Source organism: Bacillus sp. LB7 (assembly GCF_030449715.1).
Classification (GTDB): Bacteria; Bacillota; Bacilli; order Bacillales; family Bacillaceae; genus Bacillus; species Bacillus paralicheniformis.
Genome location: NZ_JASGCA010000012.1, coordinates 74,610 through 100,674, shown reverse-complemented (window position 1 = coordinate 100,674; position 26,065 = coordinate 74,610). Strand labels below are relative to the sequence as shown.

Below are 26,065 nucleotides of genomic sequence, written 5' to 3'. Positions count from 1 at the left end.
AAAAGATGACAAACCCAACTTTTTTAGGGCTGGAAATCGCCAAAAGAGGCTTGTCCGCGCAGCAATCAGCTCTGAGCGTGACAGCGAACAATATATCCAACGCCAATACCGAAGGGTATTCAAGACAGCGTGTTACATTTAAAGCGTCAACCCCTTATCCGTCCGTATCAAGAGACTCTGTCGGGCTTGCCGGCCAGATGGGTACAGGCGTTGAAGTCGGTTCGGTTGAACGGGTTAGAGACAGCTTTTTGGACTATCAATACCGGACGCAGAATACAAAGGCCGGCTATTATAATGCAAAAGTGGACGCTTTTAACCAAATGGAAGGGATTATGAATGAACTGAACGACACCGGACTAAACAAAGTTCTGAATTCATTCTGGAATTCCATTCAGGAATTGACGAACAACGCCCACGAACCGAGCGCTGCTTCTGTTGTCGCACAAAAAGGGCAGGCGGTCGCCGATACATTTAACACTTTGTATGAATCGCTGACAACCGTTCAATCAAATTTAGGCGACCAGATTGATCAAAATGTGATGACGATCAACTCGCTTCTGTCACAGTTGAACAGCTTGAACGAGCAAATCGCCAAAGTCGAGCCGAACGGCTATCTCCCGAATGATTTGTACGATAAGCGTGATCAGCTTCTTGATGAACTGTCATCAATGGTTAATATCAAAGTCAGCTATACGAAAACCGGCGGCAATCCACTCGCAACCGCTGAAGGCATTGTTTCAATAGAAGTCCTTGATATAAACGGCCAGTCTATGGGCAAGGTTCTTGACGGCCCAAACTTCACGACTGAAACGGTCAAAGTGAATTACGACAACGATACCGGCCTTGTGACAGGCGTTTCCCTCGGCGGGACGGACATCGGCATTGATTCGTTTACTAGTAAAGGATCGCTGCGCGGTTTAATCGAGTCCTTCGGATATATGTCAAACGGTGCAGAAAAAGGTTTATATCCTGAAATGCTCGCAGACCTGGATACGCTGGCGCTTGCTTTTGCGAAAGAGTTTAATGCAGTCCACCAAAGCGGGTTTACTTCATCAGGAGAACCGGGAGGCATCTTCTTTGAATTTACCGGAGGAGAGGCTGAGCCTGCAAAGGGAGCCGCCGGAAAAATCAAAGTAGCCGATGACATCCTTAATTCAAAAGGCGATAAAATTGCCGCATCGCTGAATGGTGAAGCGAGCGACAACGCCAACGCGACAAATCTCGCTAATGTCTTCACCAAGAAAATTCAAATCGGCGACAAAACGACGACCGTTTTAGACTATTACGCAGGCATTATCGGTGAAATGGGTGTAAAAGCTCAGGAAACAAACAGACTGGCCAAAAATACAGAAACGCTTGTAAACACTGCTGAGTTGAACAGGCAGTCTGTAAGCGCCGTATCATTAGACGAAGAAATGTCGAATATGATCCAATTCCAGCATGCTTATAACGCAGCTGCGAGAATGATAACGCTGCAGGACGAAGTCCTCGATAAAATTATTAACGGCATGGGTGTCGTAGGAAGGTAGGTGAAGATTCATGCGGGTAACCCAAGGGATGATCGCAAAAAACTCTTTGCGCTACATCAATTCAAGCTATGGAAAGCTGGATAAGCTTCAATCCCAGATTTCGTCAGGAAAAAAGATTACAAAGGCGTCCGACGATCCCGTCGTCGCAATGAAAAGCCTGAAGTATAATACACAGTTGTCCCAGGTTAAACAATATCAAAGCAATGCCTCCCAAGCTTTTACATGGCTTGAAAACACCGAAACGAACATTACAGAAGGCATTGATATAATGGGGAAAATCAGGGAGCTGACCGTTAAGGCTCAAAACAGTACAAACGGCGGGGATGAACTAAATGCGATCGGAGTCGAAATCGGCCAGCTGAAAGACCAGCTGATTCAGATCGCCAATACGCAGGTCAACGGCCGCTACCTCTTTAACGGTACGAACTCTGACGTCGCTCCGATCACAAAAAACGCCGATGGCACTTACACATACAACTTTGAAAACTATACAAGCAGTTCTGACGTCAACATCAATGTTTCGCCAAACGCAACCTTAAATGTAAACTCAAATCCAATTTCGGCTTTCGGCGGGCAGTCAGGCAGCGGACAAAATGTGTTTGAAATGATTGAGTCTCTCGAGAGCGCCTTAAAAGCGGGAACAATGGAAGGAATGGAAAACGTCCTATCAGATATAGACCAGTTCTCCAATCAGATGAGTAATGAGCGGTCTGATATCGGAGCGCGCTACAACCGGCTCGAATTGATCAATTCACGGCTGAGCGAGCAGGAAGAGACGGCGACAAAAGTTTTGTCAGACAATGAAGATGTTGAGCTTGAAGAAATCATTACTGAATTTATTACACAGCAATCGGTTCACAGAGCTGCACTTGCCGTAAACGCGAAAATCGTTCAGCCGACACTGGTTGACTTTTTAAGATAAAAGCGACTCTATCCGAGTTGCTTTTTTTCAGCAAAAGGAGGATAACATAATGGAGATGCCGAGGCTGATCATGCAAAATATCCCCGGCCGCATCGGTTTAACAACAACGCCGCCGGATTTGAAAATGGAACAGCCGCGCGCCGACTTGAAAATCGAGCAGCCGCCGGCTGAACTGGAGATTACAACTACCCCTTCGAAGCTCACGATTGATCAGACGAAAGCTTGGGAAGACTTAGAAAGAAAGCATATCTTTAAAAGGATTGAAGAAGGGGCGCAGCAGGGCTATCAAGATTGGCTTGCCGGAATGGCTCGAACCGCTGAAGAAGGGGACGAGATGATGCGGATTGAAATCGAAGGCAATCCGCTTGCAGACCAGGCGAGGCGGAACAGCGAACCTGAACCGATTCAAATCGGTGTTCACTTTACGCCGTCATTTGACAGGGTGAAGATCGCATATGAACCGGCTAAAGTGAACATTGAAGCGACGCCGCGCAAGCCTGTTATCGAAGCAACGCCGAATAAACCGGTTGTTAACTATACGCCGGGCAGTGTGAAGGTTGACATGCTCCAATATCCGGAGGTAAAAATAGAGGTGGAGTACCCAAAACAAAAGTAATTCAGCAAAGGATCGTGAATGATGATCATAAAAACGAAGTATCACGGAGAAACGCAAATTCAAGAAGACCAGACAATCGTGTTTAAAAACGGCCTGCCCGGATTTACAGGCGAAAAGAAATTTGTCATTCTGCCGCTGTCCGAGGATTCGCCGTTCGTCGTCCTTCAGTCGGTGCAGTCGGAAGAGCTGGCATTCATTGTCGCCAGTCCGTTCGTCTTTTTCAAAGATTACGGTTTTGATCTTGATGAAACAACGGTTGAGCTTCTTGAAATCGAGTCTGCCGAAGACGTTGAAGTGATGGCGATTTTAACGATCGAAGAACCATTCGAGAAATCAACGGCCAATTTGATGGCGCCGATTGTCGTGAACCGCAGAAAAATGCTTGCTAAACAAGTGATTTTACATGACTCTCCTTATCAGACAAAGCAGCCGATAGGAGGGGAAGCATGCTAGTCTTATCCCGCAAGCTCAATGAAGCGATTCAAATCGGAGACGATATCGAAGTGAAAATTATTTCCGTTGACGGAGACCAGGTGAAAATCGGCATTGACGCGCCGAAGCATATCGACATTCACCGCAAGGAAATCTATTTGGCGATCCAGGAAGAAAACAGCCGGGCCGCTTCCATCTCAAACGATTTGCTTGAGAAATTATCCTCACAAAAAAAGTGAGGATTTTTTTATTTTTGCTATAAACAAATGAAAGGGAGTTCCGATATAAAGTATGTAGCAGGAAGTACAGCCTGAATGCTCCAAAATATGCACATGGACGTGCAATCAAACACATTTCAAGGAGGAAATACACAATGAGAATCAACCACAACATTGCAGCGCTTAACACGCTGAACCGTTTGTCTTCAAACAACAACGCAAGCCAAAAGAACATGGAGAAGCTTTCTTCTGGCCTTCGCATCAACCGTGCTGGAGATGACGCTTCTGGTCTTGCTATCTCTGAAAAAATGAGAGGACAAATCAGAGGTCTTGAAATGGCTTCTAAAAACTCTCAAGACGGCATCTCTCTTATTCAAACAGCTGAGGGTGCATTAACTGAAACACATGCGATCCTTCAACGTATGCGTGAACTTACTGTTCAAGCTGGAAACACAGGTACACAGCAAACTGAAGATCTTGCTGCGATCAAAGAGGAAATGGATGCGCTCATCACTGAAATTGACGGCATTTCAAGTCGTACTGAATTTAACGGTAAGAAGTTGTTAGATGGTAGCTATGCAAGTGGAACAGCTGATCTTACATTCCAAATTGGAGCGAATGCTGGCCAACAACTAACAGTTAATATCGACAGCATGGCATCAGCACAATTAGGTACTACTGTAACAGTTAGCGCACTTAACGTAACAGATTTTGCTACTACTTCTTTTGATGATCAACTTACAGGTATTGATGAGGCCATCAATCAAGTTTCTTCTCAGCGTGCGAAACTTGGTGCAGTGCAAAACCGTCTAGAGCACACAATCAACAACTTAGGTGCTTCTTCTGAAAACTTGACAGCTGCTGAGTCTCGTATTCGTGACGTTGACATGGCGAAAGAAATGAGCGAGTTCACGAAGAACAACATTCTTTCTCAAGCTTCTCAAGCGATGCTTGCTCAAGCAAACCAACAGCCGCAAAACGTACTTCAATTGTTACGTTAATTGGCAACAAAAGATCTTGGCTTTTTGCCAAGATCTTTTTTATGTTCAGGCGGGAATCCTTTACAGGGATTCCTTTTTTATCTTAAATCGTAGTAAAATATCATTTTAGCTTTACCATAAGTTTTTTCCATAAATATATTGAATCTCTTTAACGATATGCCGATATAAATTTTAGATCATAGCATAGGGGATGGTGAAAATTGTCGATTGGTAAATTGACATCTTTAGAACCTATTATTGATGCTTACAGGACGCAGATGATGAATAGGCAGCATGAAGGCTCAGAACATGTGCAGGAGATTCAGGCGGCTGAATTTTCATTTGTGCAGCTCGAAAAGACGGTGCAAGGGGCCAACAACCTGTTGGAGCCTTCACAAGTCCATCTCCAGTTTGAGCTTCATGAAAAACTGGGTGAATATTATGTGCAAGTAGTAGATAATCATACAGAGGAAGTCATCCGCGAAATCCCGCCTAAGGAGTGGCTCGATTTTTATGCGGCGATGGCAGAGTTTATGGGATTAATTGTCGATAAAACAACATAGAACAGGAGTGTTTCATGATATGGTAATGAGAATATCTGGTTTAGCTTCAGGAATGGATATTGACGACATTGTCAGCAAATTAATGAAAACAGAGCGTGTGCCGCTTGATAAGCTGACGCAAAAGAAGCAGCTTTTGGAATGGCAGCGTGACAGCTATCGTGAAATCAATACGAAAATCAAGGAGATGCAGGAGTCGATCTACACCATGCTTCGTCCGAGTACATACGGTGCGAAAAAGGTGGTAAGCTCCAATGAATCCGCAGTGACAGCGACAGCGACGACAGGCTCTGCTTCAAGCACAATCCAAGTCAACAGATTGGCAACCGCAGCTACCTATAAATCTTCTGATATTTCAGGATATACAGGGAGCGATCAAACCTTAACCTTTCAAGTGACAGCTCCTGGAGAGACAACTGCGAAAAAGGTTGAAATCAGTGTCAGCAGTACAGATACTCTGGATGACATCGTTTCTAAAATCAATAAATCGGGTTTAGGCGTATCAGCTATAAAAGATAAGATCTACAATGGGACTGAATATGTGGAAACCATCGCTTTAACATCAAAAACCACAGGAGCGGGCGGCAGTATTCAGGCTGATGATGCTGCGACAGCAAGCTTTATGACAGACCAGCTCGGATTTGCGCTTGATGCCGACAACAAACTAACGGCCAGCCAAGTGGGGGAAAATGCGGAAGTTGTCATCAACGGGCTGCAGATGGAGAAAACATCAAACAACTTTACTGTTAATAATGTGACATATCAGCTGAAAAACACGACAACAAGCCCTGTTTCAATTGACGTATCCACTGATGTTGACGGGATTTACGAGAAGATCAAAGATTTTGTCACACAGTACAATGAACTGATCGATATGGTCAACGGAAAGTTGGTTGAGAAGAAATATCGGGACTACACACCGCTGTCAGACGAACAAAAAGAAGATATGACAGAAAAGCAGATTGAGCTTTGGGAAGAAAAAGCGAAAAGCGGACTGCTCCGAAACGACACGATTTTAAGCGGTGCCACCAACCAAATGCGGACAGATTTCTATTCCAACGTGTCTGTAAATGGAGAATCGCTGCAGCTTACTCAGTTTGGAATATCGACTTCAAGCGTATACAGTCAGCGCGGTCATTTAGAAATCAACGAAGAAAAGCTGAAAGCGAAAATTAAAGAAGATCCGGACAGTGTGGCAAATCTCTTTATGGCAGGAACAAGCAGCACTGAAAACTATAATGAAAAAGGTATCATGAGAAGACTTCAGACTGTGTTGACCAATACGAAAAAGCAGATTGAAGGCAAAGCAGGAAATTCGACGATGGCAAACAATCAGTTTTCGATCGGAAAAAATTTAAATACAGTTGAATCTGATATTTTGTCAATGAACGACCGGTTGACACAGATCGAAAATCGCTACTACACAAAATTCACGGCGATGGAAAAAGCGATTCAAAAAGCGAACGAACAATCGACATACTTATTACAAATGCTTGGACAATAATATTGTGGAGGATCAAGAATGGCTTTAAACAACCCGTATGCAGCTTATCAGCAAAATTCAATCAACACGGCGACTCCCGGAGAATTGACGCTTATGCTATTTGACGGCTGCCTTAAATTTATGAAGCTGGCGAAACAGGCGATTGAACAAGAGGATATGGAAACGAAAAATACGAACCTTGTCAAAGCTCAAAAGATTATCCAAGAGCTCAATATCACCCTTGACCGGAAAATCGAATTGGCCGCATCAATGGGGGCAATGTACGAGTATATCCACCGCCGCCTGGTTGAAGCCAACATTCGCAATGACAAAGATATCGTGACTGAACTCGAAGGGTATGTCAAAGATTTACGCGATGCCTGGAAGCAGGCGCTTCAAATCGAACGGCAGGGCCGGTTCGGATCAGGCGGGCTGGCGTAATGGAAAAGATTGAGCTGCTGTACAGCGAAACAAAACATATGCTTGCTCAAATAAAAGACGTCCCCGAAAGCGATGAGCTGGTTCAGGCAATTGAAGATTTTCTTGAAAAACGCGATGGCTTGATCAAAGAGATCAAGCCGCCTCTTTCTGAGACAGAAAAACAGCAGCTGCGGCAAGTGACGGATATGGAGCCATTGCTCATGGCCGAACTGAAAAGGCTGCAGCAGTCTGTCAAACAGGAGCTGCTTCAGGTGAAGCAGAAGCGTGCCATGCATCATTCCTATATCAATCCGTACGCCAACATGACGATTGACGGCACATATTATGACAAGCGCAAATAGGTGATCGCTTTGACAAGCACCGACGATTACATGCTCTTAACGACTTATTATCAGCTTTTGTTTACGATTGAAGAGGGGTTTTGCTATTTAATAGAAGCGAATCAAGATTTGGAGAAGACAGAAGGAGAGCGGATTTTTAACGATTTAATCTATGCTTTTTTTCAGTTGGATTCGTCGCACGCTGTATTGCTGTCGATTTTGGAGACAAGCTGTGCCAAATCTTCGATCCGTTTTTTTGACAGAGTCTTCCATGAGTTTGACAGTCTGATTTATTACAATTATCCGTCTGCTGAGTTTCAGCATGACTTAACCCATCATTTTTTACCGCTTTATCGGGAATGGATGAAAACGATCCAACAATGTATGAGACCTTACGTTATCCATTGACGGCATACACCGGACCGGCTTCCGCAGGTGTATGCCATATTTTTTTATAAAGCAAAAATGCGTTCTGATTTTATGCGCATGTGAATATATTTAAGATTTAATAAAGGGGTTCAGATGACAGGAGACAATCTTCGTCAAAATTCACGGATTTTTCACATAATTTTTACGTTTATGCAGGAATTCAGCAGGGAAAAGACGAAATGTATTTACATATCCTTAATATAAAGGAGGCGTTCTTTTGATGGAGTACAACGTCAGAGGAGAAAACATTGAGGTAACACCAGCGTTAAGAGAACACGTCGAGAAAAAAATTGGAAAGCTTGAGCGTTATTTTGAAAATAACGTTGATGCGATTGTTCACGTTAACTTGAAATTCTACAACGATCAGGAATCTAAGGTGGAAGTGACAATTCCAATGACAGACCTCTCTCTCCGTGCGGAAGTTCACCACGAAGATATGTACAATGCAATCGATCTCGCAACGAACAAACTGGAACGTCAAATTCGCAAGCACAAAACAAAAGTGAACCGGAAATTCCGCGAAAAAGGTTCTCCGAAGTATGTTTTTGCCGAAGGAAACGGCATCGGAACGGCCGTGCAGGATGACACTGAGGATGAACAGCCGCAGGTTGTCCGTCAAAAGCGCTTTAATTTAAAACCGATGGATAATGAAGAAGCGATTTTACAAATGAATATGCTTGGACACAGCTTCTTTGTATTCACGAACGCCGAAACCAATCTGACCAATGTGGTCTACCGAAGAAACGACGGAAAATACGGTTTGATCGAGCCGAACGAATAAATATATCAAGTCCCCTCCCGGATCTTCCGCAGAGGGGATTTTTTCCGTTTCCCCGCGGTAAATTGTTTGGAAATGACAAAAGGTATGATATGATATTGCATATATAAAAATTACTGTTTACTCATACTTAAACAAGGAAATTAAAGAGGAGCGTTATTCTATGCTTGGAATTTTAAATAAAGTGTTTGATCCGACAAAACGCACGCTCAGCCGTTATGAAAAGAAAGCGAACGAGATTGATGCGCTCAAGGCAGATATAGAGAAGCTTTCAGACGAAGCTTTGAAACAAAAGACAATCGAGTTCAAAGAGCGCCTCGAAAAAGGCGAAACAGTTGACGATCTTTTGACTGAAGCGTTTGCCGTTGTCAGGGAAGCTTCCCGGCGTGTGACAGGCATGTTCCCGTTTAAGGTTCAGCTGATGGGGGGCGTTGCCCTTCATGAAGGGAATATCGCCGAAATGAAAACCGGGGAAGGTAAAACGCTGACTTCCACAATGCCCGTTTATTTGAATGCCTTGTCAGGGAAAGGCGTTCACATCGTGACGGTCAACGAATACCTGGCGAGCCGCGATGCTGAAGAGATGGGAAAAATCTATGAATTTCTCGGGCTGACTGTCGGCTTAAACCTGAACAGCCTTTCAAAAGACGAGAAGCGTGAAGCCTATGCAGCCGATATTACGTACTCTACGAATAATGAGCTTGGCTTTGACTACCTGCGCGACAACATGGTGCTTTATAAAGAGCAGATGGTTCAGCGTCCGCTGCATTTTGCGGTCATCGATGAAGTCGACTCGATTTTGATCGATGAAGCAAGAACGCCGCTCATCATTTCCGGACAAGCGGCCAAATCCACAAAACTGTACGTTCAGGCCAATGCGTTTGTCCGCACATTAAAAGCGGATCAGGACTACACATACGATGTGAAAACAAAAGGCGTTCAGCTGACTGAAGAAGGGATGACAAAAGCCGAAAAGGCATTCGGCATCGAAAACTTGTTTGATGTCCGCCATGTCGCCTTAAACCATCATATTGGCCAGGCGCTCAAAGCCCATGCGGCGATGCATAAAGACGTCGACTACGTCGTCGAAGACGGCCAGGTCGTTATCGTCGACTCTTTCACAGGCCGTCTGATGAAAGGCCGCCGCTACAGCGACGGGCTCCACCAGGCCATTGAAGCGAAGGAAGGGCTTGAGATCCAAAATGAGAGCATGACGCTCGCGACGATCACCTTCCAGAACTACTTCCGCATGTATGAAAAATTAGCCGGAATGACGGGTACGGCAAAAACGGAAGAAGAAGAATTCCGCAATATATACAACATGCAGGTTGTATCGATTCCGACCAACAAGCCGATCGCCCGCGATGACCGCCCGGATTTAATTTACCGGACTATGGAAGGGAAATTTAAAGCTGTTGCAGAGGATGTCGCCCAGCGCTATATGGTCGGCCAGCCGGTTCTTGTCGGTACGGTTGCGGTGGAAACATCTGAATTGATCTCAAAGCTGCTTAAAAATAAAGGAATTCCGCATCAGGTATTAAACGCGAAAAACCACGAGCGGGAAGCCCAGATTATCGAAGATGCCGGGCAAAAAGGAGCGGTGACCATCGCGACGAACATGGCGGGCCGCGGTACGGACATCAAGCTTGGCGAAGGCGTAAAAGAGCTTGGCGGACTGGCCGTCATCGGTACTGAGCGCCATGAATCACGGCGGATTGACAACCAGCTGCGCGGACGTTCAGGCCGTCAGGGGGACCCTGGTATCACCCAATTTTATCTTTCCATGGAAGATGAATTAATGAAACGCTTCGGCGCAGAACGGACGATGGCGATGCTTGACCGCTTCGGAATGGACGATTCGACGCCGATTCAGAGCAAGATGGTTTCAAGAGCGGTCGAATCTTCACAGAAGCGTGTGGAAGGCAACAACTTTGATGCCCGTAAGCAGCTTCTGCAATACGATGACGTGCTCCGCCAGCAGCGTGAAGTCATCTATAAACAGCGCTTTGAGGTCATCGATTCCGACAACCTCCGCTCCATCGTCGAAACTATGATTAAAGCTTCACTTGAGAGGGCTGTTGCTTCATACACGCCAAAGGAAGATCTGCCTGAAGAGTGGAATCTTGACGGCCTTGTCGAGCTTGTAAATGCGAATTTCCTTGATGAGGGCGGAGTGGAGAAAAGCGATATTTTCGGAAAAGAGCCTGAGGAAATCACAGAGCTCATTTACGACCGCATCAAGACGAAATACGATGAGAAAGAAGAGCGCTACGGCTCTGAACAAATGCGCGAATTTGAGAAAGTCATCGTTCTCCGCGAAGTGGATACGAAATGGATGGATCACATCGATGCGATGGATCAGCTGCGTCAAGGAATTCATCTGCGCGCTTACGCTCAGACAAACCCGCTCCGCGAGTATCAGATGGAAGGCTTTGCAATGTTTGAAAACATGATCGCGGCCATCGAAGATGATGTAGCCAAATTCGTCATGAAGGCTGAAATCGAAAACAACCTTGAGCGCGAAGAGGTCATTCAAGGACAGACAACAGCTCATCAGCCGAAAGAAGGCGATGAGGAAAAACAAGCGAAGAAAAAACCGGTCCGCAAAGCGGTGGATATCGGACGCAATGATCCTTGCTACTGCGGAAGCGGAAAAAAATATAAAAACTGCTGCGGAAGAACAGAATAAAAAGAGGTGCTTAGCCTCTTTTTATTTTGAACCGGCTGAAATATATGATGAGGTGAAAGAATAATGGAATTGGCAGAAATCAGACAGGAACTTGAAAATATGGCTACTCGGTTAGCGGACTTCAGGGGGTCTCTTTGACCTCGAAACAAAGGAAGCAAGAATCAGCGAACTAGACGAGCAGATGGCTGACCCTGATTTTTGGGGAGATCAGCAAAAAGCGCAGACGATCATTAATGAAGCGAATGCGTTAAAAGACTATGTCAACACGTACAACAAATTGAGCGAATCTCATGAAGAATTACAAATGACGCACGATCTTTTAAAAGAAGATCCTGACCAAGACCTGCAAAATGAACTGGTCAGCGAGCTGAAAAGCTTAACAAAGCAGTTTAACGAATTTGAGCTGCAGCTGTTGTTAAGCGAGCCGTATGATAAAAACAATGCGATCCTTGAGCTTCACCCGGGAGCCGGCGGCACCGAATCACAGGATTGGGGTTCAATGCTTCTGAGAATGTACACCAGGTGGGCAGAGCGCCGCGGATTTAAGGTGGAAACCCTTGATTACCTCCCAGGGGATGAAGCGGGAATCAAGTCTGTCACTCTCCTGATCAAAGGCCACAATGCCTACGGCTATTTAAAAGCCGAGAAAGGCGTGCACAGGCTCGTCAGAATTTCTCCGTTCGACTCATCAGGGCGCAGGCACACGTCGTTTGTGTCTTGTGATGTCATGCCTGAATTTAACGAAGAAATCGACATTGAGATCCGCACGGAAGATATTAAAGTCGATACGTACAGGGCAAGCGGCGCCGGCGGCCAGCACGTTAATACGACAGACTCCGCCGTCAGAATCACCCACCTGCCGACAGGCGTCATTGTCACTTGCCAAACGGAGCGCTCCCAAATTAAAAACCGCGAACGTGCCATGAAAATGCTGAAGTCGAAGCTGTATCAGCGCAGAATCGAAGAGCAGCAGGCACAGCTTGACGAAATTCGCGGCGAACAAAAAGAAATCGGCTGGGGAAGCCAGATCCGCTCATACGTTTTCCATCCGTATTCCCTAGTGAAGGATCATAGAACCAACACGGAAATGGGGAACGTGCAGGCGGTTATGGACGGAGACATTGACTCTTTCATCGACGCATATTTGCGTTCCAAGCTTTCCTAAATTGAAGAAAGACACATCCATATTGTGAGATGTGTCTTTTTTTTTGCGGGTAAATCCTCCTGGATATGTGCAGCCTAAGCCGTAAGAAGCTTTGTCCCTCTGCCGCTTTATCCGATTAATACGTTATTTGGCTGTTATTTACTTACAATAAGCTAAATGCTATACTCTCGATTGGTAACGAATCGTGCGGAGGATGACAGACATGAAGATGAACAAAACGAGATATCAATTGTTTACGGCGCTGCGTGACTACGGCTATATCCTGTTTGGATCAGCCGTCGTCGCTGTGACATTTAATATGTTTCTGCTTCCCAACCGGATTGCAGCCGGCGGCGTCAGCGGCATCAGCACCATTTTGCAATCGTTCGGCTTTGAAGCCGCCTATGTGCAATGGGCATTTAATATTCCTTTATTTATTGCCGGGGTTCTCATACTCGGAGGAAAATTCGGCATTAAGACGCTTGTCGGGTCTGTTTTTCTCCCGTTTGTCGTATATATGACACGGGACATTGCTTCGGCGACAGAGAATCCGCTCTTAGCCGCCATTTTCGGCGGTGTCGGCATCGGAGTCGGAATCGGGATGGTCTTTCTCGGAAGGGGTTCGACTGGCGGGACTGCGCTGGCTGCGCAAATCATTCATAAGTACACCGGGCTTTCGCAAGGCAAATGTTTGGCGCTGATCGACGGAACGATCGTCCTGTCGGCGATGTTTGTTTTTAACATCGAACAGGGACTGTATGCTATGCTTGGCGTTTATATATCAAGCAAAACCATCGATGTCATCCAGGTCGGGCTGAACCGTTCCAAAATGGCGATGATCATTACCAACCGGGAAGAGGAAGTTCGACATGCGGTACTGAATAAAATTGACAGAGGGATTACGAAAATATCAGCGGTCGGAGGCTATACAGATGATGAGCGGCCAATTCTGATGTGCGTGGTCGGCCAGACCGAGTTCACAAAGCTGAAACAACTTGTGAAACACATTGATGAGTCTGCATTTGTCATTGCGATGGATGCTTCAGAGGTGCTTGGCGAGGGTTTTAAACGCGCGTAATCGAGGTTATAATAAAGGTTGACTTGTTAAAGGAGCTGACTTAAAAAAATGAAAATGAAGCTGTTTACTCTGTTTATGGCTGTTTCTTTTGTTCTGGCTGCCTGCGGCGGCAATAACAACGAAAGCAAAGAGAAAAACACAGGCGGGCAAGCAACTGCAACGGACGGGGAAGAGATTTACCAGCAAAACTGCACAGGCTGCCATGGTAAGGATTTGGCCGGCGGTTCGGCCCCGAGCTTGAAAGAAGTTGGCGGCAAGTATAAGGAAGGCGAAATTAAGGACATCGTAGTCAACGGCCGCGGCGGAATGCCTGGCAATCTTGTAGACGAAAAAGAAGCTGAGGCGGTCGCGAAGTGGCTTTCAGAGAAAAAATAAGAATGCCTTGCCAGTCAGGAGGCGATGAGAACCTTCTTCACATTCGGGTGAAAAAGGTTCTTTTTTTGTTGAAAAGGCCTTTATACCTATTGAAAAACGAAGAAAAACAAGTTCTTATATCTCGGAAAAGGCCCAAAGTACAAATTTTTTGTCTGATTTTACGTTTTTCCTATAACTTATGTCGGCATTGAAACAAAACTGTAATATCATTTTGTCTAATCTTGACGTATAATGGGTGTTGTTGAAAAAGGGCTTGTATTATATTACTTACCGTGAATTTGGCAGGGACACAAAACGACATGCCCTTTCGAAGAGTATGACCGTATAAACATACATAAAAGATTAGGTGATTACATGATCGAAATAAAAGATGTATATAAGACTTATTCCAACGGGGTATCAGCGCTGAACGGAATAAGCATCTCTATATATCCCGGAGAATTTGTTTATGTTGTAGGACCAAGCGGAGCAGGTAAATCAACCTTCATTAAAATGATATACCGCGAAGAAAAGCCTTCCAAAGGAAAGATTGTCATAAACAATAAAAATTTGGCGGACCTCAAAGAAAAAGAGATTCCTTTCATCAGAAGGAAAATCGGCGTTGTATTCCAAGACTTTAAACTGCTGCCGAAGCTGACCGTGTTTGAAAATGTTGCATTTGCTTTAGAGGTCATCGGGGAGCGCCCAGAGGCGATCAGAAAAAAAGTGCTTGAAGTGCTTGACCTTGTTCAGCTGAAGCACAAAGCAAGGCAATTCCCTGATCAGCTGTCCGGAGGAGAACAGCAGCGGGTTTCAATTGCACGGTCAATCGTCAACGATCCTGATGTCGTGATCGCTGACGAGCCGACGGGAAACCTTGACCCTGAGACGTCTTGGGAAATCATGAAGACGCTCGAGGAAATCAACAACCGCGGAACAACAGTCGTTATGGCGACTCATAACAAAGAAATCGTAAACACCATGAAGAAACGGGTCATCGCAATCGAAGACGGGGTCATTGTGCGTGATGAAGCTAGAGGGGAGTATGGTTCTTATGATTAGAACTCTCGGACGGCATTTGCGCGAGAGCTTAAAATCTCTCGGGAGAAACGCGTGGATGACTTTCGCATCCATCAGTGCTGTAACTGTTACACTTATCTTGGTCGGCGTGTTCATGGTCATCATGCTGAACGTATACAATATGACATTAAAAGCCGAACAGGAAGTCGAAGTCAAAGTGCTTGTTGACTTGACGGCCAACCAGGATCAAAAAAATACATTGGAAAAAGAAATTAAACAAATACCGGAAATCAGCAGTGTCAAATACTCATCTAAAGATGAAGAGCTGAAAAACCTGAAAGACAGCTTTGGCGAAGACGGGAAATTCTTTGCGATGTTCGAGCAGGAAAACCCGCTGAACGATGCGTTTGTCGTAAAGACAACAGACCCTCAAGACACGCCGAAAGCTGCCAAGAAGCTAGAGAAGCTGACCAACGTCTATAAAGTGACATACGGGCAGGAGCAGGTAGACCGCTTATTTAAAATCAGCGGTGTCACCAAAGTAATCGGGATTGCATTGGTTGTCGGCCTGCTGTTTACGGCGATGTTTTTAATCTCTAATACGATCAAAATCACGATTTTTGCAAGACGCAAAGAAATCGAGATTATGAAACTTGTAGGCGCAACAAACTGGTTCATTCGCTGGCCATTCTTCATTGAAGGTCTGCTCTTGGGCGTATGCGGTTCTATCATTCCGATCGCTATTTTGCTCGGAACGTATCATCATGCCGTTCAGTGGATCGCTCCGAAAGTTCAGGGCACATTCATACAGCTCTTGCCGTACAATCCGTTCGTCTTTCAGATTTCAGCGATCTTGGTGCTGATCGGAGCCGTTATCGGTGTATGGGGAAGCTTGATGTCGATTCGCAAATTCTTAAAAGTTTAAACCGGCGTTTTCGCCGGTTGTATCATGTTTAAAGCTGGGATGCCTGCAAAGCGCCGGGCTCCCTTGATTCTAAAGGCAAGGAGGAACCAAGGTTGAAAAAAAAGCTTATGACGCTGGGGCTGACCGCTGTGCTCGGATCGTCGGCATTGCTGATCCCCCTAAAAAGCAACCATGCTTTAGCTTATGAAGACTTGGAGAAAAAAAAGAGCGACGTTCAAAGCAAAAAATCTGAAAACGAATCAAAGCTCGAAAAAAAGAAACAGGAGCTTTCAGAGCTTGAATCAAAGGAAGCAAGCCTGAAAAGCGAGATCGAGAAAATCGACCGTCAGATGACGGACACGAATGAAAAGCTGGAAAAGAAAAATGAAGAAATCGATCAAACAAAGAAAAGCATCGAAGAGCTGAAAAAGCAAATCAAAAAGCTTAAAGAAAAGATTGAGAAACGCAATAAAATATTGAAAGACCGGGTTCGCTCCATGCAGGAAAACGGCGGTTCCGTTCAATACATAGACGTGCTTCTCGGCTCGAAAAGCTTTGGGGATTTCATCAGCCGCGCGGGTGCGGTTTCGACAATTGTTGAAGCTGATAAAGATCTGATGGAAGAACAAAAGCGCGATCTTCAGCTTGTTGAGGAAAAGGAAACAAAGCTGAGCAAGGACCTTGAAAGCCTTGAAAAAGCGCTTAAAGACCTGGAAGATTTAAAAAAGACGCTCGACAAGCAGCAAAAAGAAAAAGCAAACGTCATGAAAAAAGTGAAGCAAGATAAAGATCACGCACATGAAGAACTTGGTTCACTTGAAAATGAAGCAGAAATTTTAAAGCGTCAGAATGAAGCGATCAAAGCCGAAGAGGCGCATCGGAAAAAGCAGGAAGCGGAAGCGAGCCGCCGGGCTTCAAGCGGCCAATCGGAAGCCTCTTCATCTAAACCGTCGGCACCAAGCAGCTCAGGCTTTATCCGTCCTGCTTCCGGCACATTTACTTCCGGGTTCGGGAATCGTTCGCTCGGGAATCACTTCGGCGTAGATATTGCCAAGCACGGTTCAGGTGTTCCAATTTATGCGGCAGCCGCCGGAACGGTCTATAACGCCCATTACTCGTCCAGCTACGGCAATGTTGTGTTTATTACCCATAACATCAACGGGCAAACATATCAGACGGTCTACGCTCACATGTCTTCAATTAAAGTGCAGACAGGCCAGCGTGTTGAACAGGGGCAAGTGATTGGAACGATGGGAAATACAGGCCAATCCTACGGGCAGCATCTTCACTTTGAAATGCATAAAGGCCTTTGGAACAACGCGAAATCCAATGCTGTTGACCCGGCCAATTATATACCGCTTTAAAAATGAAAGCCGATTCGTCCGGAAATGGACCGAATCGGCTTTTTGTCATTTAAAAAGTGGCTTCATCTTTTTTTCTGGAGATTTTGCTATGGAATCATTAAGCCAAAAAGTAGAATAAACTCCAAAGCACTTCATGGTATACTAAATTAATCTTAAAAAAGAAGATCTGTTTGAACAGGAGTTTACATGATGACACAATTTACAATTCATGAAGAGATGATAAACAGCGAGTCGCTACCGCCATTTACGCTTACGATCGAGGATACGTATGCCGCGACAGTATATAGTGATACGGAGATGCAGGCCGAACTGGTAAAGGTGCTCGAAAACAATGGCAAATGGACCGTTTTTGATCAACAGGAAGGTTTGTATCAGCGCCTGACGGTGGAGGAGAATATCACTTTTTTTCATAAATGGTTCGGCTGTGAAACGCCATTGCCTGAAATTCTTGTGCTGTTTGAATTACAAAACTGTGCCAAAAAAACGCTGCATAAATGTTCGGAATCTGACATTCGCCGTGTCTATTTTGCAAAGTATTTCATGAGCGGTGTTCAGCCGATGATTTTCCGCGAGCCGATCCATGGCGCTGATGTCAGAACAATGAATACTTTTATGAACATGCTGCAAAAATTGAGGGATCATCACATACCTGTCATGATCTTAGTATCCAATATGGAGCACGCTCTGCTGCTTGGGGATATCGCATACAAACTTCAGAAAAATGGTATACAGCAAATCGAAATCATCGAAGCAGAAGAAAGTGCGTCGGAAGCTAAAAACATTGGAACAGCGGCGACTGCAAATTTTTTCAAGGTTCCGGCAAAAGTCGATGACAAGATGATATTATTTGATCCCTTGGAGATTGACTACATCGAAAGTCAGGATGGCAAAGCGATGATCGTTGTTCAGGATGAATCATATGCGATGGATTCCACACTGGCAGAAATCGAGAAAAAATTAGCGGTTTATGGATTTTATCGATGTCATCGTTCATATATCGTCAATTTACAAAAAGTCCGTGAAATCATTACATGGTCTAAAAATACATATTCACTGCGAATCGATAACAAATCCCAGTCGACGATTCCTTTGTCACGAACGAAAATACAAGACATTCAGGAAAAATTCAGTCTGAAATAGGTACCGTTCACCCCAAACAAACAGCATTTGCACGTATTTTACAACTGAAGACAGGTACAGTTTACATTCGTGATGGTACATTCCGTTCTCATATTACGGCATCAGCTGGTTATATCCGTTACGATGAGAGCAGCTAATCGAAGGGGGTTTTCAGTTGGAATATGCAATGAAAGTAACAGGAATGCGGAAATCGTTTGGACGACACACAGCTATAAAAGATGTCAGTTTTCATGTGAAAAAGGGTGAAATTTTTGGATTGCTTGGACCAAGCGGATCTGGCAAAACAACAACGATTAAAATCTTAACGGGAGAACTTGGACAATCGGCGGGTAAAGTTAAGGTACTCGGGATGGATTCATCCCGGATTGGAACAGCCGATTTTAAATCCAAGGTCGGGATATTATCTGATAACAGTTCACTATATGAGCGCCTGACGATCTATGATAATCTGAAATTATTTTGTAAATTGTACCATGCTCCGTTAAGTCAAATCGATGTGATTTTGCGTGAGGTTAACCTGCACGATCAGCGAACGAAAACGGTCTCGAAGTTGTCAAAAGGGATGAAACAGCGTGTACTACTGGCTAAAGCACTTATTCATAAACCTGAACTGGTATTTCTGGATGAACCAACATCTGCATTGGACCCGGGAAATATGGCGCACATTCACCGGGGACTAAAGAAGCTGAATGAAGCGGGAACAACCATTTTCCTGACAACTCACAATATGGAAGAAGCGAATCAATTGTGTGACCGTGTTGCGTTTTTGCACAAAGGTGAAATAGTGGAACTGGATCGTCCGGATGAAATCCGTTACAAGTACTCGACGCACGCATTTCATGTTGAAACATTTGATGGAGAACAGATCGTCATCAAAAATAAACCAGAGAATGCGGATCATATTAAGGAATTGATGATCAACAATCGAGTGAAATCAATGCATACGGACCATCCGACGCTGGGTCAAATCTTTTTGAAAGTGACTGGGGAGGAGTTGGTGTAATGAATATTCAACGTATAAGTGCCATCTTTGAAAAAGATATAAAAGATTTTATGAAAAATATGATGCTATTGATGATGCCGGTAATCCCGATTATATTATCGCTTTTATATGGGCGGATGAGTGGTGGTAAAGAGCTCCCTATTTTTGTCATGTATATCATTGTAGGGGTAACGTATACATCGGTTACTTCAAGCGGCATGATGACAATGATGGCGGAGGAAAATGAAAAGAAGACATTACGCGGTCTGATTCAGTCACCAGCGTCGTTTCTGGATATCATTGTCGGCAAAAGTCTTGTGATCGGATTGATGACTGTGATTTCCCTTGTCGTATCACTCATCATCGTTGGTTTTGACCCGTTCCTTAATGTCAGAGCGCTTCTTGGGTTGATCTTATTGTTCTCATACTTTTTATTGCTTGGCATTGGTATAGGCCTATTTTCCAAGTCAATCGCTGCAACGTCTGCATATATCATGCCAGTGATGTTTCTGTTCGGGTTTACACCGATGATTGAATTTCTTGGCTTGGATAAAGACAGTATCATCATCAAAGTTGCCGATACTTTTCCAATTATGCAAGCGATTGAAATACACGAAACCAACTCCTGGCTGCCGCTCGGTATTATAGCTGTTTGGGTTCTAGGCGCAGCCCTGTTTATGTATGTTTGTTTTAAGAAGACGATGACAGACGATTAATTGGGCTTTTTAATAAGGCTGGGGTCATGGTATTGAAGTGAGACTTGAAAACGTGTACCTTTTCCAGCCTCATGCAGCTGCATTGCGATAAGAGTGCAGCTTTTTTTTATTTCGTGTTTTTATGGTATTTCTTCACCATCCAAGGCTGCGTGTACATCCAGTGAAGGCCAACAAAGCTATTGTTACACTGAAAATAAACAATCCCCTCCTTTACTCTCTTAAAATCATCTTGTCAGAAAATAACACAAGGTATAGAATGAAAGTGACATCTGTCGACAGTCGACTATTTAAATGGGGGATGATCCAATGAAAGTATTCAACATTGCCAGCATACCCGGTGACGGTGTAGGAAAAGAAGTCGTGCCTGCTGCACAACGAGTTTTGAAAGCGGTTTCGGATGTTCACGGGGGACTCTCATTTCGATTTGCGGAGTTTCCATACAGCTGTGAGTATTATTTGGAACACGGGGAAATGATGCCTGATGACGGCTTGGAGCAGCTGAAAGAGTTCGACAGCATCTTCCTTGGGGCGGTAGGAAACAGCAAGTTTGTCCCCGACCATATTTCCCTATGGGGGCTGCTCATTAAAATCCGCCGCGAATTTGAACAGGTCATCAACATTAGACCTGCGAAATATTTGCAAGGTATCAAGTCTCCGCTGGCCAATCCAAAAGATTTCGATCTGCTTGTCGTCAGGGAAAACAGTGAAGGGGAATACAGCTCGATCGGAGGCAGAATTTTCAGAGAGGAAGATGAAATCGCCATTCAAAATGCCGTTTTTTCAAGAAAAGGGGCGGAGAGGGCGATGCGCTTTGCGTTTGAGTTGGCGGCTAAACGGAAAAAGCATGTTACAAGCGCAACAAAATCGAACGGAATCGTTTATTCAATGCCTTTTTGGGATGAAGTCTTTGAGAACACTGCAAAAGACTACCCCGATATTACCGCTGATTCGCAGCACATTGACGCCCTGTCGGCCTTTTTTGTAACGAAGCCAGAGAAGCTTGACGTCATTGTTGCCAGCAACTTATTCGGCGATATTTTGACCGATATCGGGGCGGCGATTATGGGAAGCATAGGCGTGGCGCCGGCCGCCAATATCAATGTAAACGGCAAATATCCGTCCATGTTTGAGCCTGTGCACGGCTCTGCTCCGGATATTATCGGCAAAGGAATTGCAAACCCGGTCGGCCAAATCTGGACGGCTAAAATGATGCTTGATCATTTTGGAGAAGAAGAACTCGGTGCCAGCTTGCTTGACGTGATCGAAGACGTTCTAAAAAGCGGTTACTTGACGCCTGATATCGGCGGTTCAAGTACGACGGATGAAGTGACAGAAGAAATCATCAAGCGGGTGAGGTCCATATAAGCAAAAGGTCTCGGTTAATCCGGCATTTTTTTTGCTGTGAATGGAAAAACGATTACATGATACGGGCGGTTTTGGCGCATACTACTTCAAGCAACAAAACATAGTGCAGGCAGAAGAGGAGGTATAGGATGAATCAGAAGATTGCACGGCTCATCATTGCGCTCAGCCTGTTATGCGGCTTGGTAACAGGCGCCGGCCCGATTCCGTTTCATGATGTCGTTCCAAAAGTATCAGCGGCTGCCGCCAGAAACGAATTGGAGAAAATTGAGAAAGCATATGACCTGATTTCAAATGAATATGTGGAGCAGGTCGACAGGGAAAAGCTGTTGGAAGGAGCCATACAGGGCATGCTTTCAACATTGAATGACCCATACTCGGTTTATATGGATAAACAGACGGCAAAGCGGTTTTCAGATTCCCTTGATTCCTCTTTTGAAGGAATCGGCGCAGAAATCGGAATGGAAGACAGAAAAATCATTATCGTTTCTCCTTTTAAACAGTCTCCGGCAGAGAAAGCCGGATTAAAGCCGAACGATGAAATCATCAGCATCGACGGCGATTCCATGGCCGGAATGGATTTGAATGACGTCGTATTAAAGATCAGGGGCAAAAAGGGATCGACGGTTACGCTGAAAGTTCACCGCCCCGGCATGAGAGATCAGCTGACATTTACGATTAAGCGCGATGAAATTCCGCTGGAAACGGTATTTGCTTCCATTAAAAAAGTACAGGACAAACCTGTCGGCTATATCGCAATATCTTCCTTTTCCGAACATACGGCAAAAGATTTTACTGCTGAACTGAAAAAGCTTGAGAAAAAGGGAATAAAAGGGCTCGTTTTGGATGTAAGAGGCAATCCGGGCGGGTACTTGCAAAGCGTTGAAGACATTTTAAAACATTTTGTGACAAAAGATCATCCGTATATACAAATCGCCGAAAGAAACGGAAATAAAAAACAATACTTCTCAAAATTAAAAGAGAAAAAACCATATCCTGTGAGCGTGATTACGGACAAGGGCAGCGCTTCAGCGTCGGAAATTCTTGCTGGTGCATTAAAAGAAGCCGAGGGCTACGACGTGGTGGGCGATCCTTCCTTTGGAAAGGGGACCGTCCAGCAGGCGGTTCCGATGGGAGACGGAAGCAATATTAAGCTGACGCTGTACAAATGGCTGACACCTAAAGGAAATTGGATCCATAAGCAGGGAATTCAGCCGACCGTTCCAGTCGCCCAGCCCGCATATTTCTCAGTGGGGCCTGTACAGTTGAAGGAGCCTCTCAAGCCGGATATGAACAACAATGAAATTAAGCGGGCGCAGCACCTCCTGAAAGGCCTCGGGTTTGTCCCTGGCAGGGAAGACGGCTATTACAGTGAAGGCACAAAAAAAGCTGTCATGGCGTTTCAGGCAGAAAACAAGCTGAAACAAACGGGCATTATTGACCAAAAAACGGCAAATACAATGAACCTGCGGATTGAAGAGAAAAAGATGAAAGAAAAGAACGACCTTCAGCTGCAAACCGCATTAAAAATGCTGTTTAACAAAAAGTGAGGATACAGGATGTCCTCACTTTTTTTATTCTCAGAAAGTAAATTCTCAACCTTTTTACCTAAAATTTTTGTTTTTTCATAAAAAAAACATTCATAATGAATAGAATTGACCCGATAACATAAGTGTATGGGAGACTTTATAAGGATGTAAAGATGCAGTAAAAATGTAACTTTTGCAAGTTGTATAACTAAGGAAAACTTTTTAAAATAGAACCAAAGCTTTTTCAAGAATTATAATGTGTGCATTTTTTTTGCGGAGAATGTTAGCGCTGTTTGCGTTCTTCGTCTCTGTTGGTGGAGTCGTCTGACGCTTGCGCTTTTCTTATATATAAATAATAAATGGGGGTACACGATTGAAAAGGGCAAGTATTGTGAGAGAGAAAAAATACTATGAATTAGTGGAGCAGTTAAAAGTTCGATCACAAGACGTTACGTTTTCCGCTACAAAGGCAGTAGGATTGCTTATGCTGTTCAGCAGATACCTCGTAAACTACACTTCGGTCGAAAGTGTGGAGGATATCAATGAGGATTGCGCGGAACTTTATTTCAACTACTTGATGGACAACCACAAGCGGCTCGGCATCAATCTGACCGATATCAAGCGGTCAATGCAGCTGATAGGAGATATTCTAGATGTCGAAGTCAATCATTACCTGAAAGACTTTTCTTTGTCGAATGTGACGCTTTGGATGAGCCAGGAGAAATAAACCTCACGTTTACCATACCCAAGCATTTTATTATTTGTTAGAATAATAATAAAATGCACCAGCTTGCCTAAAGGTGCCAGCATTTGTCGTCACGAATGCGCTTGAAAAGCACCGGCGTTAAAGCATCATGACGAAAGTTTCAGCGGCTGACGGCTCAGGCATCCCGCCTGAACGGCCGCCCGTCATTTCCTCGAGCCGACGCTTTAGACAAGCTGGGTTTCCCTAAAATATCCAACGTTAAAAAGCTGCTGTATTTAAGGCGGCCTGAAATGCTTGGCTGAGGCGGTGAACGTTCCCTTGTCAGTTGAAGAAAGCTTAATTGAACTTTTAAAAGGAGCAGGATTGTTTTTTCTGCACCCGCTCTTCTATTTTATGATGATCATGAGTCTTGCTTACGGCTATGCCCGGATCAAACGTGAAAGAAAGACGTTTCATACGCGTATTGAAGATATTTATGACGAGTTTAAGTTTACATATTCCAAAGGACTCTTGGCAGGACTCGTGCTGTCCATTGTTTCGTTCGGCTTAGGGCTGTCTCTCCCGATGGGTATGCTGGTTTTAATAGCGGCGGTCAGCGTTGCCGCAGCTTTAACTTTCAGACAGAGTCTGCTGTCAGCGGCATATACGCTGGGCGTGAGCATCGTCGCCGGTTTATGTATTGAATACACCGGTTTCGGAGCGCTTGACGCATTTCTTCCGCAGCTGCCCCTCGCGAATTGGCCGGCTGCTGCCGTCCTGCTCGGACTTCTGTTGGTAGCGGAAGGAGTGCTCGTCTACAAAACGGCACATATCAAAACTTCCCCTGCGATCGTCATGAGCAAAAGGGGGCTCCCGATCGGCCAGCAGATTGCGGGCAGAACCTGGCTTTTGCCGTTGTTTATTCTCATTCCGGGACATGCGATCGAATCATCGGTTCCGTGGTGGCCCGTTCTGTCATTTAACGGCGGCTTTGAGCTCCTGTGGATTCCTTATTTCATCGGCTTCGGCCAAAGAGTTCAAGGATCGCTTCCGATTGAAAGCATTAAAATTACAGCGAAGCGCATCAGCGTGCTTGGTATCATCATTCTGCTGGTCGCGGCCGGAAGCGTATGGTGGACGCCGCTTGCCGCCCTTGCCGCCGGAACGGCGATCGCAGGAAGGGCCTTTTTATCATGGAAACAGCGGATGAACGATAATTCCGCCCCTTTCCATTTTTCAAAGAGAGACCAGGGGCTCGTGGTGCTCGGGGTTATTCCGAACACGCCGGCAGCCGATCTCGGTCTCAAGATCGGCGAAATCATCACGAAGGTCAACGGGATTGCAGTGAAAAATGCGGCGGATTTCTACGAAGCGCTTCAGAAGAACCGTGCTTTCTTCAAACTTGAAGTCGTCGGTTTAAACAATGAAATTCGTTTTGAACAAAGAGCTTCATATGAAGGAGAGCATCATGAGCTTGGCATCATCTTTGTAAAAGAAGAGGATGCGGCGATGAAGCATGCTGAGGCAGCCGCCTCACAAGAAACAGAATAATTGATGTTAATAAAGCGCCGCTTTTTCGGGCGCTTTTGCTTTTCCTTTTGGGGAAATTTTGGGTTGTCTTTTACAAAACGTTCCGCTAGGATGATGGATAGAACTGATTGAAGGAGAATGATTGATGAAAAAGGCTTTTCTCGCCGGTGTTTTTGTTTGTTTGATAGCTGTATTGATTTCGGCTGTGGCCGGGGATTGGACATTGATTTTCAAAGTTTCGGGAGCCGCTGGACTAGGCACGATTCTGCTGTCTGCTTTATGTTCCGGCGTATTTGTCAGCGGTGACCGGTTCAGGGGAAATCACGATTCGGAAACGAAAGAGCACAGGGAGTGGAACGGCAAACTGGCAAACACGTTCGCCGTTTTTGCCATGCCGAACCTCCTGGCCGCCGGAATCTCGTTCTTTTTCGCCTTTTAACGTCTGATTCCGAATAACGCGGCATGATGATGGACAAAATGAATGAGTGTCTATGTTTGTCCGTTTCTTTGTTCTTTAATATAATCGAATAAGATCAAGAAACGTGAGGAGGGTTTTTGTGTTTACAAAAGCCGTTTTTGCACTGATATTTCCTTTCCTACTTGTCTTGTTTTTTACAAGGGTGACCTATAACCATTACGTCGGGATTGCGCTGACCGCAGCGCTGTTGTTTGCTTCATATTTAAAAGGTTATACGGAAACCTTTTTTATTGTAGGACTTGATATTGTATCGCTCGTAGCCGGTTCGCTCTATGCGGCGAAAAAGGCGGGCGAAAAGAAGGAAGACTCATAGAAACCGTAAGAATGATTGCCGTGAAGCCCTGCTTTTGATGACAAAAAGGAGGGGTTTTTTGATAGATCA

Annotated in this window: 28 protein-coding genes; all 28 read left to right on the top strand. The window is 44.9% G+C overall.

Annotated features, from left to right (window positions below):
- Positions 1 to 5 precede the first annotated feature (5 nt).
- The 28 genes from flgK (at position 6) to QMZ64_RS15975 (ending at position 25,996) form a co-directional block, all read left to right on the top strand.
- Positions 6 to 1,529 carry a flagellar hook-associated protein FlgK gene (flgK, locus tag QMZ64_RS16110; RefSeq protein ID WP_265625513.1) on the top strand — a complete coding sequence of 508 codons (1,524 nt, stop codon included), beginning with the start codon at positions 6 to 8 and terminating at the stop codon, positions 1,527 to 1,529.
- Positions 1,530 to 1,539: 10 nt separating this feature from the next.
- Positions 1,540 to 2,451 carry a flagellar hook-associated protein FlgL gene (gene flgL, locus QMZ64_RS16105; protein WP_265625514.1) on the top strand — a complete coding sequence of 304 codons (912 nt, stop codon included), beginning with the start codon at positions 1,540 to 1,542 and terminating at the stop codon, positions 2,449 to 2,451.
- 49 nt (positions 2,452 to 2,500) lie between these two features.
- Positions 2,501 to 3,067 carry a DUF6470 family protein gene (locus QMZ64_RS16100; protein WP_265625515.1) on the top strand — a complete coding sequence of 189 codons (567 nt, stop codon included), beginning with the start codon at positions 2,501 to 2,503 and terminating at the stop codon, positions 3,065 to 3,067.
- A 21-nt stretch (positions 3,068 to 3,088) separates the two neighbouring features.
- Positions 3,089 to 3,520 (top strand): flagellar assembly protein FliW, encoded by a 432-nt coding sequence (fliW, locus tag QMZ64_RS16095; RefSeq protein ID WP_265625516.1) that lies wholly within the window; start codon positions 3,089 to 3,091, stop codon positions 3,518 to 3,520.
- Entirely contained in the window at positions 3,514 to 3,738 is a 225-nt protein-coding gene (gene csrA, locus QMZ64_RS16090; protein ID WP_265625517.1) for a carbon storage regulator CsrA, read from the top strand. The genes fliW and csrA overlap by 7 nt, the downstream gene beginning before the upstream one ends.
- A gap of 134 nt (positions 3,739 to 3,872) precedes the next feature.
- Positions 3,873 to 4,718, top strand: coding sequence for a flagellin Hag (hag, locus tag QMZ64_RS16085; protein ID WP_265625518.1), 846 nt, complete (start codon positions 3,873 to 3,875; stop codon positions 4,716 to 4,718).
- Positions 4,719 to 4,918: 200 nt separating this feature from the next.
- Entirely contained in the window at positions 4,919 to 5,260 is a 342-nt protein-coding gene (gene flaG, locus QMZ64_RS16080) for a flagellar protein FlaG (protein ID WP_265625519.1), read from the top strand.
- Positions 5,261 to 5,279: 19 nt separating this feature from the next.
- Positions 5,280 to 6,761, top strand: a complete 1,482-nt coding sequence (locus QMZ64_RS16075; protein ID WP_265625520.1) for a flagellar hook-associated protein 2 — start codon at positions 5,280 to 5,282, stop codon at positions 6,759 to 6,761.
- Between the two features lie 18 nt (positions 6,762 to 6,779).
- Positions 6,780 to 7,181: a flagellar export chaperone FliS gene (gene fliS / locus QMZ64_RS16070; protein ID WP_265625521.1), complete on the top strand. Its 402-nt coding sequence runs from the start codon at positions 6,780 to 6,782 to the stop codon at positions 7,179 to 7,181.
- Positions 7,181 to 7,522, top strand: coding sequence for a flagellar protein FliT (gene fliT / locus QMZ64_RS16065; protein ID WP_265625522.1), 342 nt, complete (start codon positions 7,181 to 7,183; stop codon positions 7,520 to 7,522). Before fliS ends, fliT begins: the two co-directional genes overlap by 1 nt.
- A 9-nt stretch (positions 7,523 to 7,531) precedes the next feature.
- Positions 7,532 to 7,909 carry a DUF8042 domain-containing protein gene (locus QMZ64_RS16060; RefSeq protein ID WP_301441458.1) on the top strand — a complete coding sequence of 126 codons (378 nt, stop codon included), beginning with the start codon at positions 7,532 to 7,534 and terminating at the stop codon, positions 7,907 to 7,909.
- Positions 7,910 to 8,150: 241 nt separating this feature from the next.
- Complete coding sequence (gene hpf / locus QMZ64_RS16055) at positions 8,151 to 8,711, top strand: ribosome hibernation-promoting factor, HPF/YfiA family (protein ID WP_165428209.1); 561 nt, start codon at positions 8,151 to 8,153, stop codon at positions 8,709 to 8,711.
- Between the two features lie 160 nt (positions 8,712 to 8,871).
- A complete protein-coding gene (gene secA, locus QMZ64_RS16050) occupies positions 8,872 to 11,397 on the top strand; it encodes a preprotein translocase subunit SecA (RefSeq protein WP_243941956.1) in 2,526 nt (841 codons plus the stop codon).
- 63 nt (positions 11,398 to 11,460) lie between these two features.
- A protein-coding gene (gene prfB, locus QMZ64_RS16045; RefSeq protein WP_096748347.1) for a peptide chain release factor 2 occupies positions 11,461 to 12,562 on the top strand; the annotation gives its coding sequence in 2 pieces (ribosomal slippage) (positions 11,461 to 11,532 and positions 11,534 to 12,562; 1,101 coding nt in all).
- Between the two features lie 202 nt (positions 12,563 to 12,764).
- Positions 12,765 to 13,619 (top strand): YitT family protein, encoded by an 855-nt coding sequence (locus QMZ64_RS16040; protein ID WP_265625524.1) that lies wholly within the window; start codon positions 12,765 to 12,767, stop codon positions 13,617 to 13,619.
- A gap of 48 nt (positions 13,620 to 13,667) precedes the next feature.
- A complete protein-coding gene (gene cccB / locus QMZ64_RS16035; protein ID WP_043926672.1) occupies positions 13,668 to 13,994 on the top strand; it encodes a cytochrome c551 in 327 nt (108 codons plus the stop codon).
- A gap of 354 nt (positions 13,995 to 14,348) precedes the next feature.
- On the top strand, positions 14,349 to 15,035 hold the full coding sequence (ftsE, locus tag QMZ64_RS16030) for a cell division ATP-binding protein FtsE (protein ID WP_154997343.1): 687 nt from the start codon (positions 14,349 to 14,351) through the stop codon (positions 15,033 to 15,035).
- The gene (ftsX, locus tag QMZ64_RS16025) at positions 15,028 to 15,918 is read left to right on the top strand and encodes a permease-like cell division protein FtsX (protein ID WP_065644265.1); all 891 of its coding nucleotides are present in this window, start codon (positions 15,028 to 15,030) and stop codon (positions 15,916 to 15,918) included. The genes ftsE and ftsX overlap by 8 nt, the downstream gene beginning before the upstream one ends.
- Positions 15,919 to 16,010: 92 nt before the next feature.
- Positions 16,011 to 17,261: a murein hydrolase activator EnvC family protein gene (locus tag QMZ64_RS16020; protein ID WP_301441457.1), complete on the top strand. Its 1,251-nt coding sequence runs from the start codon at positions 16,011 to 16,013 to the stop codon at positions 17,259 to 17,261.
- Between the two features lie 186 nt (positions 17,262 to 17,447).
- Positions 17,448 to 18,401 (top strand): LytTR family transcriptional regulator DNA-binding domain-containing protein, encoded by a 954-nt coding sequence (locus QMZ64_RS16015; RefSeq protein WP_301441456.1) that lies wholly within the window; start codon positions 17,448 to 17,450, stop codon positions 18,399 to 18,401.
- Between the two features lie 154 nt (positions 18,402 to 18,555).
- Positions 18,556 to 19,404, top strand: coding sequence for an ABC transporter ATP-binding protein (locus QMZ64_RS16010; protein WP_265625527.1), 849 nt, complete (start codon positions 18,556 to 18,558; stop codon positions 19,402 to 19,404).
- Complete coding sequence (locus QMZ64_RS16005) at positions 19,404 to 20,099, top strand: ABC transporter permease (RefSeq protein WP_265625528.1); 696 nt, start codon at positions 19,404 to 19,406, stop codon at positions 20,097 to 20,099. Before QMZ64_RS16010 ends, QMZ64_RS16005 begins: the two co-directional genes overlap by 1 nt.
- A gap of 306 nt (positions 20,100 to 20,405) precedes the next feature.
- A complete protein-coding gene (locus tag QMZ64_RS16000) occupies positions 20,406 to 21,464 on the top strand; it encodes a tartrate dehydrogenase (protein WP_265625529.1) in 1,059 nt (352 codons plus the stop codon).
- 128 nt (positions 21,465 to 21,592) lie between these two features.
- Positions 21,593 to 23,011 (top strand): carboxy-terminal processing protease CtpB, encoded by a 1,419-nt coding sequence (ctpB, locus tag QMZ64_RS15995; protein WP_265625530.1) that lies wholly within the window; start codon positions 21,593 to 21,595, stop codon positions 23,009 to 23,011.
- A gap of 352 nt (positions 23,012 to 23,363) precedes the next feature.
- Positions 23,364 to 23,717: a swarming motility protein SwrAA gene (gene swrA, locus QMZ64_RS15990; RefSeq protein WP_003185659.1), complete on the top strand. Its 354-nt coding sequence runs from the start codon at positions 23,364 to 23,366 to the stop codon at positions 23,715 to 23,717.
- 273 nt (positions 23,718 to 23,990) lie between these two features.
- On the top strand, positions 23,991 to 25,226 hold the full coding sequence (locus QMZ64_RS15985) for a PDZ domain-containing protein (protein WP_409365375.1): 1,236 nt from the start codon (positions 23,991 to 23,993) through the stop codon (positions 25,224 to 25,226).
- A 124-nt stretch (positions 25,227 to 25,350) separates the two neighbouring features.
- A complete protein-coding gene (locus QMZ64_RS15980; protein WP_301441455.1) occupies positions 25,351 to 25,644 on the top strand; it encodes a DUF5316 domain-containing protein in 294 nt (97 codons plus the stop codon).
- A gap of 118 nt (positions 25,645 to 25,762) precedes the next feature.
- Positions 25,763 to 25,996 (top strand): CsbA family protein, encoded by a 234-nt coding sequence (locus QMZ64_RS15975; protein ID WP_020453089.1) that lies wholly within the window; start codon positions 25,763 to 25,765, stop codon positions 25,994 to 25,996.
- The last annotated feature ends 69 nt before the right edge of the window (positions 25,997 to 26,065 follow it).

Coding starts and splice junctions, on each gene's coding strand:
- ftsX (WP_065644265.1), top strand. CDS start 15,028: ATGATTAGAACTCTCGGACGGCATTTGCGCGAGAGCTTAAAATCTCTC.
- hpf (WP_165428209.1), top strand. CDS start 8,151: ATGGAGTACAACGTCAGAGGAGAAAACATTGAGGTAACACCAGCGTTA.
- flgL (WP_265625514.1), top strand. CDS start 1,540: ATGCGGGTAACCCAAGGGATGATCGCAAAAAACTCTTTGCGCTACATC.
- flgK (WP_265625513.1), top strand. CDS start 6: ATGACAAACCCAACTTTTTTAGGGCTGGAAATCGCCAAAAGAGGCTTG.
- fliW (WP_265625516.1), top strand. CDS start 3,089: ATGATCATAAAAACGAAGTATCACGGAGAAACGCAAATTCAAGAAGAC.
- ftsE (WP_154997343.1), top strand. CDS start 14,349: ATGATCGAAATAAAAGATGTATATAAGACTTATTCCAACGGGGTATCA.
- hag (WP_265625518.1), top strand. CDS start 3,873: ATGAGAATCAACCACAACATTGCAGCGCTTAACACGCTGAACCGTTTG.
- QMZ64_RS16075 (WP_265625520.1), top strand. CDS start 5,280: ATGGTAATGAGAATATCTGGTTTAGCTTCAGGAATGGATATTGACGAC.
- QMZ64_RS16015 (WP_301441456.1), top strand. CDS start 17,448: ATGATGACACAATTTACAATTCATGAAGAGATGATAAACAGCGAGTCG.
- QMZ64_RS15980 (WP_301441455.1), top strand. CDS start 25,351: ATGAAAAAGGCTTTTCTCGCCGGTGTTTTTGTTTGTTTGATAGCTGTA.
- ctpB (WP_265625530.1), top strand. CDS start 21,593: ATGAATCAGAAGATTGCACGGCTCATCATTGCGCTCAGCCTGTTATGC.
- secA (WP_243941956.1), top strand. CDS start 8,872: ATGCTTGGAATTTTAAATAAAGTGTTTGATCCGACAAAACGCACGCTC.
- QMZ64_RS16100 (WP_265625515.1), top strand. CDS start 2,501: ATGGAGATGCCGAGGCTGATCATGCAAAATATCCCCGGCCGCATCGGT.
- cccB (WP_043926672.1), top strand. CDS start 13,668: ATGAAAATGAAGCTGTTTACTCTGTTTATGGCTGTTTCTTTTGTTCTG.
- QMZ64_RS16005 (WP_265625528.1), top strand. CDS start 19,404: ATGAATATTCAACGTATAAGTGCCATCTTTGAAAAAGATATAAAAGAT.
- QMZ64_RS16040 (WP_265625524.1), top strand. CDS start 12,765: ATGAAGATGAACAAAACGAGATATCAATTGTTTACGGCGCTGCGTGAC.
- fliT (WP_265625522.1), top strand. CDS start 7,181: ATGGAAAAGATTGAGCTGCTGTACAGCGAAACAAAACATATGCTTGCT.
- csrA (WP_265625517.1), top strand. CDS start 3,514: ATGCTAGTCTTATCCCGCAAGCTCAATGAAGCGATTCAAATCGGAGAC.
- QMZ64_RS16000 (WP_265625529.1), top strand. CDS start 20,406: ATGAAAGTATTCAACATTGCCAGCATACCCGGTGACGGTGTAGGAAAA.
- fliS (WP_265625521.1), top strand. CDS start 6,780: ATGGCTTTAAACAACCCGTATGCAGCTTATCAGCAAAATTCAATCAAC.